Below are 7,843 nucleotides of genomic sequence, written 5' to 3'. Positions count from 1 at the left end.
GTAAGCGTCCGCTGAACCCCACTTTTCTTATTTGCTCAATATCCCGATAGTGTCCATTATTTATTAAATGGACATTATGTTTATGGCCTTAGACACTTTTATAGACACTGAACAAACGACAGAAAGAACCCGCAGAATCTTCGCAGCTGAGTTTAAACAGTACCTGGTCGAGCTTTGCCAGCAGCCAGATACGTCAGTAGCTAAGGTTGCAATGCAACATCAGATCAATGCCAATCTGCTGCATAAATGGATTCGCCAGTCCAGATCAATGCCCCCTGCATTAAAAAGCCCATCCAGTCCACAGACCGACTTTCTTCCCATCATTCTTCACCCGACTCCAGTCAGACAAGAAGCACCTCCGCCACCTGTGCCAGAGAAGAATGCTGTCGCTCATATCAGGATTCCATTGCATAAGGAACAAGGTTCCGCACGGGATCAGATGATCGAGATCGACTGGCCGGTGGAATCGGCAAAGGAATTACTGCCTTTAATTCAGGGCTTGATCAAATGATCCGTATCGATGAAATCTGGCTTGCTACCCAGCCGATGGATATGCGTGCAGGTATGGATACTGCCATGGCTCAGGTGCTGAGAGCATTTGGCTATATCAAACCACACTGCGCCTACCTGTTCTGTAATAAACGTGGCCATCGCATGAAAGTACTGGTGCATGATGGACTGGGCATCTGGCTGTGTGCCCGGCGGTTGGAACAGGGCAAATTTCACTGGGCTCAGGTTCACCAGGGTGAAACCGTGGCGATCAGCCCGGAACAGTTACAGGCGTTAATTCAGGGTCTGCCCTGGCAGAGAATCGGCTTACAGCAGGTGGTGAATATGCTCTAAACCAAGCTCATCCATTCTGCTATTCTCCAAACGTTTTATTTACACATATTCATGATCTCAGCCATACTGCGGTCATGAATACGCTGCCTGATTTAAGCCAACTGACCCATGAACAACTGCTGGAATTTACCCGGCAGTTGGCGCTGCAGCATCAACAACTCGCAGAAGATAAACAACAATTAGATGCCAAAGTTCAACATCTTGAAGTCACGAATCAACATCTTTCCATTCTTAATCAAAAATACGAGCATGAGCTTGCGCTATTTAAACAGCATAAATTCGGCAGTAAAAACGAACATCTAAGCGCAAAACAAATCCATCTATGGGACGAAGCGGTCGAAGAAGATATTGCTGCGGTTGATCTGGAACTGGAACGGCTGAATGCAGATAAAACCAATGCAGCTGCGCAGAAAGCCCCAGTCAACAAACCTAAACGTCGACCACTGCCAGATCACCTGCCAACCCTCCGTATTGAGCATGAACCTGCATCAACCCAATGTGCTTGTGGCTGCACCTTGCGTCGTATTGGCGAAGATATCAGTGAAAAACTGAATTTCAGACCGGCACAGTTCTATAAGGAACAGCATGTGCGTGGCAAATGGGTGTGTGATCAATGTGACACACTGACCCAACAAGCAATGCCGGCCTATGTGATTGAGAAAGGAATCGCTGCACCTGAACTGCTTAGCCATGTACTGGTGTCTAAATATGCCGATCATTTACCACTGTACCGTCAACGTCAAATCTTTCTACGCGCAGGTGTTGATCTGTCCAGATCAACCTTATCTGACTGGATAGGTCGCTGTGGTGTAGAGTTAGAAGGCCTAACCGATGCATTAAGGAAGGTGATCCTACAGCAAGCGGTGATTCATGCAGATGAAACACCTGTCACCATCATGCGGATGGATGATAAAGATAAAAAACCGAAGAAAGGTTATGTCTGGGCTTATGCAACAACTCAATATAATCCAATTCAAGCCGTGATTTATGACTTTCAGGATAGCCGTTCAGGTCAGCATGCTGAAGAGTTCCTGAAAGGCTGGCAGGGTCATCTGGTCTGTGATGATTACAGTGGCTACAAAGCACGCTTTAGATCAGGTCAGGTCATTGAGGTGGGCTGCATGGCGCATGCACGTCGTAAATTCCATGAGTTGCATGTGACTGGAAAAAGTCCGATTGCAGAACAGGCTTTGTTCTTGATTCAGAAGCTCTATGCGATAGAGGCTGAAATAAGAAAAAATACCGACGGTACAGCAGAACAACGCTATAAGTACCGGCAACAGTATAGTCAAGCTGTTATGCAGCAACTGTATGAATGGCTGACACAACATCAACTTGCAGTACCCTTAAGCTCTGCAACTGCTAAAGCCATCAATTACAGCCTAAAACGTTGGGAAGCCTTAAGCCGTTATCTGGATGATGGCAATCTACCTATTTGCAATAATTGGGCAGAGAATCAAATGCGGCCTTGGGCTTTGGGGCGTAAGAACTGGTTATTTGCAGGTTCGCTGCGCAGTGGTCAGCGAGCGGCAAATATCATGACTTTAATCCAGTCAGCAAAACTGAATGGGCTGGATCCGTATGCCTATTTAAGTGATGTGCTGAAAAGGTTGCCGACACATAAAGTGACTCAAATAGAAGAATTACTGCCACACCGCTGGAAACCTGAACCCCGTTAAAACATAGCAATGGGGTTCAGCGGATGTTTACCAATTAACCTCATAATTTCATCATCAGATATTTCACAGAACTCAAATGAAAACTGATTGTAAATTTGCATGCATTTGCTTGCTACTTCATCAGGGTCATAGTTTGTTTCTACAAAACTCTTAACTTTTCTTAGTTCTACTTTTAAATCAAACATAAAACAAACACTTATCTTAGTATTATTTAACATAAAATTTCTTATGCGAAGTCATTTCTTTATATACTTACAGTCTATACAAAAAAATAGTCCCTAAATTTAACTATGTATTTAATATTCAATAAAATAATAATAATATCTTTACTGATATTCTCATTATTTGCATGTAGTAAAACACCTAGTTTTGATGATATCCATAAATTAGCAAACCAAGGAGATGCTGTGTCTCAGGCACTTTTAGGTGAAGCCTATGCCAATGGTGAAGGTGTAGATCAAGACTATAAAAAAGCCTTTGAGTGGTATAGCAAGTCTGCCGAACAAGGAAACGCTGATGCTCAGAACAACCTTGGAGCATTATACGCAAGTGGTCATGGGATAGCTGAAGATGACAAGAAAGCCTTTGAGTGGTATAGAAAGGCTGCCCAACGAGGAAGTACGCAGGCTCAAAATAACCTGGGTGCAGCTTATGCCAATGGTGAAGGCATAATTCAAGACTATAAAAAAGCTTTCGAGTGGTACAGTAAATCTGCCGAACAAGGAAACGCTGATGCTCAAAAATATCTAGGATTTCTTTATGAAGATGGTAGTGGTGTTACTCAAGACTATAAAAAAGCTTTTGAGTGGTACAGTAGATCTGCCGAACAAGGAAATGCTGATGCTCAATATAGTCTAGGTGGAATCTATGCCACTGGCCAAGGTGTTACTCAAGACTATAAAAAAGCTTTCGAGTGGTACAGTAAATCTGCCGAACAAGGAAATGTCGATGCTCAATTTACAGTGGGAATGATGTATCACCGAGGTGATGGAACAAATCAAAATAATAAATTGGCTTCACTATGGTTAAAAAAAGCAGCTGATGATGGACATAAAGATGCCATATCCCTTTTTAAAGATGATCAGTAATTGATTAAATAAAAAAGCCCAACATCCTGTTGGGCTTTTTTACATATTTAGTGCGTTGGCATAACTCCTGTCATACCGGCATTTTCCGTTGCTATCATTTCTTATTGTTGTCTGGAGCATCCTGCTCTCTATGTCCCCATCATAAAAAATCATCCCAGACCGGTATAGAGGCAAAGGACGTTTTAAGCTGTACGCCAGGGCTTACATTGCTTAAAATTTATCCCCATTTTTTGTGGATTATTTCGGTTGTGTGACAGTTGATAAAGTTCAAAAAACCGCAAAATTGATTAGTTTTTAACCAAAATGATTGGCAGAAGATATCAAAGTTGCTCAAAAAAGAGCCGACTTGTGTCGAAGTCGGTTTTTTGAGGTATTTTGAGATTATGTAAAATATCTAAGTAATTGTTTTTATATTATTTTTAAGATTAGAGTTCGCATAAGCTCCATTATGTTAAATGGACATATTGAATACGTGAAATTTACTTCATTCTATTGCCATCTTGATCAATAATTATTTCGCCATCCTCTTTGCTAAATGCATTGAGTTGAGGGGCAGATAATAGATCCAGTACTAACTCAGAAGGTCTACATAATTTAATACCAAGATCAGTTACTACAAATGGGCGGTTAATTAGAATTGGATATTCAAGCATAAAACCGATTAACTGGTCCTCAGTCCAATGTTCTTGAGCTAATTCCAGTTTCTCGTAAGGTTCCACATTTTTACGAATGGCTTCACGAACTGAAAGCCCAGATTTCTCAATTAAAGTAATTAACTCTTCTTTACTAGGTGGTGTTTTCAAATATTCAATTACTTCAGGTTCTTGCCCTGTATTTCGAATAAGTTCGAGGGTGTTTCTTGAGGTTCCACAGGCAGGGTTATGATAAATCTTAATCTTTTGTGACATGACTTTTCTCAGTGCAAAACAATATTGCATTTATATATGGATATGCGTATATTCGCAATAGTAAATATAGTGAGTTATAAGAAAATGAATCAAACCGATTTCTTTAAGTGTCTTGCTGACCCGACTCGTTTGGATATTTTGAAGTTAGTAATGGCCAAACAAAGTGTTTGTGTGTGTGAACTGACAGAACAGCTACAACTCAGCCAACCTAAGATTTCTCGCCATTTGGCCTTACTTCGAAATCTTTCCATTCTGCTTGATCAAAGACAAGGGCAATGGGTGTATTACCGTTTAAACCCAAATCTTCCTGAATGGGCAAATGATGTTTTAAACATTATCTCAAATCAAAATGACGACATCATGAATAACCCTCTTGTTCATTCTTCAATTTCAGTGCATTGCGAGTAATACTGATGAAATTTTTATTCTTATGTACGGGTAACAGTTGCCGTAGCATTCTTTCAGAAGTGTTATTCAATAGCCGTGCGCCTGAGGGTTGGAAAGCTTACAGTGCTGGCAGTAGGCCTTCAGGTCAGGTTCATCCATTCACCATTAAGACTTTACACAATTTAGGCTTATCTACTGACGGTTTATCAAGTAAGACCATTGATGACTGTGAACAGTATCAACCTGATGTGGTGATTACCGTGTGTGATCAAGCCGCTCAAGAAGCTTGTCCACTTTACTTAGGGGGAGCGATTAAGGCGCATTGGGGCTTATCTGACCCATCTCATTTAGACCTTCCTGAAGAAGAAAAGCTGAAAGCTTTTTTAGTGACAGTTGATCACATTAATAAACGCCTAGATGCTTTATTTGCACTAGATATAAACAAATTTTCTCGTTCTGAGCTTATTGCAGAAATCAATAAAATTTCAAATATTGAGTAAAATTATGTCTACTTCAAGGCTTTCATTTTTAGATCGTAATTTAACGCTCTGGATTTTCATTGCGATGGCATTAGGTGTGGGAATTGGGGTGTTCTTTCCTCAAGCATCTGTTGCTTTAGACCAGATGAGTATGGATTCAGTCAATATCCCGATTGCGATTGGCTTGATTTTGATGATGTATCCACCACTGGCCAAAGTGGACTATGCGACCTTGCCACAAGTATTTAAAGATAAACGAACGCTTACCTTATCTTTGGTTCAAAACTGGCTGATTGCACCGTGTTTAATGTTTGCTTTAGCCATCATTTTTTTACAGTCCTATCCTGAATATATGACCGGTGTGATCCTGATTGGATTGGCTCGTTGTATTGCAATGGTTTTGGTGTGGAATGGCTTGGCATGTGGTGATAATCAGTATGTTGCAGGATTAGTGGCATTTAACAGTATTTTCCAAATCTTGTTTTTTAGTACCTATGCTTGGCTATTTCTCACCTTCTTACCGCCATATTTTGGTGTGGAAGCGCAAATCATTAATGTCAGTTTCTGGACGATTACCCATGCAGTTCTGGTTTATTTGGGTATCCCGTTCTTACTGGGTTTTTTAACTCGCTTTATTCTTGTGAAACAAAAGGGGTTGCTTTGGTATCAAACCAAATTTATTCCTAAAATTGGTCCGCTGAGCCTCGTTGCCCTGTTATTTACCATCGTGGCTATGTTTAGCCTGAAAGGTGGTGAAGTAGTCAGTTTGCCACTCGATGTACTCAGAATTGCAATTCCTCTAACGATTTACTTTGTCCTGATGTTTTTCATTAGTTTCTTTATGAGTAAGTGGATGGGGAATGATTATCCAAAAACTGCGGCTATTTCTTTTACTGCGGCAGGTAACAATTTTGAATTAGCGCTCGCTGTTGCTATTGCGACGTTTGGTTTGGCATCACCGATTGCTTTTACAACGGTCATTGGGCCACTGGTTGAAGTTCCTGTACTGATTGCTTTGGTGAGTGTGTCACTGTGGCTTAGAAAAAAAGTTTTTAAAGAGATATAACGCTATGAGTCTCCCAAATATAGATTTAAATCTTCTTGAACAACCGACTTTAGACAAAGTTCAAGCCAAAGAGCTGGATCATTCACCCCGTATTTTACTGCTTTACGGTTCAAATCGAGAAGTGTCCTATAGCCGACTAGCTGTTCAAGAAGCAGGGCGAATATTGGAACACTTTGGGGCTGAGGTAAAAATCTTTCATCCAAAGGGATTGCCTCTGCCGGAAGATGCAAATACTGAACATCCAAAGGTAAAAGAGCTGCATGAACTTTTGGCTTGGTCAGAAGGGATGGTGTGGTGTTCACCTGAACGACATGGTTCGATGAGTTCTATTTTAAAAGCTCAAATTGATTGGATTCCACTGGCAGCAGGTGCAATTCGTGCTACTCAAGGTAAAACCCTTGCTGTCATGCAAGTCTGTGGTGGATCTCAATCATTTAATGCGGTTAATCAGCTACGGATTCTAGGTCGTTGGATGAGGATGATTACAATTCCGAATCAATCATCCATTCCAAAAGCTTTTTTAGAATTTGATGAAAATGGGCGTATGAAGCCATCTTCTTACTACATAAGAATTGTGGATGTGATGGAAGAGCTATATAAATTTACGCTTTTAACCAGGGGACAATCAGCATATTTAACTGATCGTTATTCTGAGCGTATTGAAAGTGCTGAAGAGCTGTCGAAACGTATAAATCAAAAGAGTATTTAGTTTTTCTATAATTAACATAATATACATTATACGAATGCAAAAATGGGAGCTATAAGCTCCCATTTTTAGTCTTTAATGCGCTTTTTAGCTTCGTCATAAACTATGCTATCAGCTCGTTTCCCGACTGTGATGAGCAAGATAACTACCTGATCATCTTTAACTTGATAGACAAGTCTGACACCAGCTTTTAATAATTTAATTTTATAGCAACCCGCAAGATCGCCTCTAAGCATATTCTTTGGAATATGTGGCTGCTCTATGACTTTGGCTAGCTTCTTCTTAAATTGATCTCGTATAGCAACAGGGAGTTTTTCCCATTCTGCTGTAAAGTCTTTGTGACGTAAAAGCTTATAAGTCATCTAATGTGACTTCCTCAAACATCTCTTTAGGGTCATTAATGCGCTTACGGACAAGAGCTAATAATTCTTCATCTTCTTCTGAAAGCAAAGCTTTCTTGACAGGTAGTTTCCCAGTCGTAGCAACATACTCAAGAATACTAGTAAAGAAATCTGTAGGTGCAATACCTTGTTCTTTAAGGATGGAATAGGATTTTTCTTTAAGGGCTTCATCGACCCTGAAGTTAACAGTAGCCATCATATCTCCCAGTTATTTAATGTACTAAGAGTACTGTAATGCAAATTGCATTACAAGTCGACTTCGTATAACAACCATTATGTTAAATGG

12 protein-coding genes are annotated in these 7,843 nt (G+C 40.4%); 8 read left to right on the top strand and 4 right to left on the bottom strand.

The genetic code is table 11. The features are described 5' to 3' along the window. The first annotated feature begins 82 nt into the window (after positions 1-82). The 3 genes from AC5YD2_RS15925 (at position 83) to tnpC (ending at position 2,522) form a co-directional block, all read left to right on the top strand. On the top strand, positions 83-511 hold the full coding sequence (locus tag AC5YD2_RS15925) for a transposase (protein ID WP_496125720.1): 429 nt from the start codon (positions 83-85) through the stop codon (positions 509-511). Then, positions 508-843: an IS66 family insertion sequence element accessory protein TnpB gene (tnpB, locus tag AC5YD2_RS15920; protein WP_496125721.1), complete on the top strand. Its 336-nt coding sequence runs from the start codon at positions 508-510 to the stop codon at positions 841-843. The genes AC5YD2_RS15925 and tnpB overlap by 4 nt, the downstream gene beginning before the upstream one ends. A gap of 74 nt (positions 844-917) precedes the next feature. Next, positions 918-2,522, top strand: coding sequence for an IS66 family transposase (gene tnpC, locus AC5YD2_RS15915; protein WP_496125722.1), 1,605 nt, complete (start codon positions 918-920; stop codon positions 2,520-2,522). On the opposite strand, the gene AC5YD2_RS15910 is transcribed toward tnpC, so the two are convergent. Then, positions 2,519-2,740 carry a hypothetical protein gene (locus AC5YD2_RS15910; protein WP_496127234.1) on the bottom strand — a complete coding sequence of 74 codons (222 nt, stop codon included), beginning with the start codon at positions 2,738-2,740 and terminating at the stop codon, positions 2,519-2,521. The genes tnpC and AC5YD2_RS15910 overlap by 4 nt on opposite strands. A 72-nt stretch (positions 2,741-2,812) precedes the next feature. Between AC5YD2_RS15910 and AC5YD2_RS15905 the strand changes: the two genes are divergently transcribed. Then, the gene (locus AC5YD2_RS15905) at positions 2,813-3,610 is read left to right on the top strand and encodes a tetratricopeptide repeat protein (protein WP_496127233.1); all 798 of its coding nucleotides are present in this window, start codon (positions 2,813-2,815) and stop codon (positions 3,608-3,610) included. 479 nt (positions 3,611-4,089) lie between these two features. On the opposite strand, the gene arsC is transcribed toward AC5YD2_RS15905, so the two are convergent. Next, complete coding sequence (gene arsC, locus AC5YD2_RS15900; RefSeq protein WP_496126886.1) at positions 4,090-4,518, bottom strand: arsenate reductase (glutaredoxin); 429 nt, start codon at positions 4,516-4,518, stop codon at positions 4,090-4,092. A gap of 84 nt (positions 4,519-4,602) precedes the next feature. Between arsC and AC5YD2_RS15895 the strand changes: the two genes are divergently transcribed. Genes AC5YD2_RS15895 through arsH form a run of 4 tightly spaced genes read left to right on the top strand, consistent with a single transcriptional unit; the run spans position 4,603 to position 7,159 of the window. Then, positions 4,603-4,926 carry an ArsR/SmtB family transcription factor gene (locus AC5YD2_RS15895; RefSeq protein WP_496126885.1) on the top strand — a complete coding sequence of 108 codons (324 nt, stop codon included), beginning with the start codon at positions 4,603-4,605 and terminating at the stop codon, positions 4,924-4,926. Between the two features lie 5 nt (positions 4,927-4,931). Then, positions 4,932-5,405 (top strand): arsenate reductase ArsC, encoded by a 474-nt coding sequence (locus AC5YD2_RS15890; RefSeq protein WP_496126884.1) that lies wholly within the window; start codon positions 4,932-4,934, stop codon positions 5,403-5,405. Between the two features lie 4 nt (positions 5,406-5,409). After that, entirely contained in the window at positions 5,410-6,450 is a 1,041-nt protein-coding gene (arsB, locus tag AC5YD2_RS15885; RefSeq protein ID WP_496126883.1) for an ACR3 family arsenite efflux transporter, read from the top strand. 4 nt (positions 6,451-6,454) lie between these two features. After that, positions 6,455-7,159, top strand: a complete 705-nt coding sequence (gene arsH / locus AC5YD2_RS15880; RefSeq protein ID WP_496126881.1) for an arsenical resistance protein ArsH — start codon at positions 6,455-6,457, stop codon at positions 7,157-7,159. A gap of 65 nt (positions 7,160-7,224) precedes the next feature. On the opposite strand, the gene AC5YD2_RS15875 is transcribed toward arsH, so the two are convergent. Together AC5YD2_RS15875 and AC5YD2_RS15870 are read right to left on the bottom strand one after the other, a co-directional pair. Next, positions 7,225-7,518 carry a type II toxin-antitoxin system RelE family toxin gene (locus AC5YD2_RS15875; RefSeq protein WP_000221358.1) on the bottom strand — a complete coding sequence of 98 codons (294 nt, stop codon included), beginning with the start codon at positions 7,516-7,518 and terminating at the stop codon, positions 7,225-7,227. Next, on the bottom strand, positions 7,508-7,753 hold the full coding sequence (locus tag AC5YD2_RS15870) for a type II toxin-antitoxin system RelB/DinJ family antitoxin (protein WP_000246756.1): 246 nt from the start codon (positions 7,751-7,753) through the stop codon (positions 7,508-7,510). Before AC5YD2_RS15870 ends, AC5YD2_RS15875 begins: the two co-directional genes overlap by 11 nt. Between the last annotated feature and the right edge of the window lie 90 nt (positions 7,754-7,843).

This window comes from Acinetobacter sp. CY73 (assembly GCF_059515865.1).
Note: the sequence above shows the minus strand (reverse complement) of the source record. Positions and strands in the feature narration are given on the sequence as shown.

What these genes read in the sequence shown, in the direction of transcription:
- AC5YD2_RS15895 (WP_496126885.1), top strand. Translation starts at nt 4,603, where the DNA reads ATGAATCAAACCGATTTCTTTAAGTGTCTTGCTGACCCGACTCGTTTG.
- tnpC (WP_496125722.1), top strand. Translation starts at nt 918, where the DNA reads ATGAATACGCTGCCTGATTTAAGCCAACTGACCCATGAACAACTGCTG.
- AC5YD2_RS15925 (WP_496125720.1), top strand. Translation starts at nt 83, where the DNA reads ATGGCCTTAGACACTTTTATAGACACTGAACAAACGACAGAAAGAACC.
- arsC (WP_496126886.1), bottom strand. Translation starts at nt 4,518, where the DNA reads ATGTCACAAAAGATTAAGATTTATCATAACCCTGCCTGTGGAACCTCA.
- AC5YD2_RS15905 (WP_496127233.1), top strand. Translation starts at nt 2,813, where the DNA reads ATGTATTTAATATTCAATAAAATAATAATAATATCTTTACTGATATTC.
- AC5YD2_RS15875 (WP_000221358.1), bottom strand. Translation starts at nt 7,518, where the DNA reads ATGACTTATAAGCTTTTACGTCACAAAGACTTTACAGCAGAATGGGAA.
- AC5YD2_RS15870 (WP_000246756.1), bottom strand. Translation starts at nt 7,753, where the DNA reads ATGGCTACTGTTAACTTCAGGGTCGATGAAGCCCTTAAAGAAAAATCC.
- arsB (WP_496126883.1), top strand. Translation starts at nt 5,410, where the DNA reads ATGTCTACTTCAAGGCTTTCATTTTTAGATCGTAATTTAACGCTCTGG.
- arsH (WP_496126881.1), top strand. Translation starts at nt 6,455, where the DNA reads ATGAGTCTCCCAAATATAGATTTAAATCTTCTTGAACAACCGACTTTA.
- AC5YD2_RS15910 (WP_496127234.1), bottom strand. Translation starts at nt 2,740, where the DNA reads ATGTTAAATAATACTAAGATAAGTGTTTGTTTTATGTTTGATTTAAAA.
- tnpB (WP_496125721.1), top strand. Translation starts at nt 508, where the DNA reads ATGATCCGTATCGATGAAATCTGGCTTGCTACCCAGCCGATGGATATG.
- AC5YD2_RS15890 (WP_496126884.1), top strand. Translation starts at nt 4,932, where the DNA reads ATGAAATTTTTATTCTTATGTACGGGTAACAGTTGCCGTAGCATTCTT.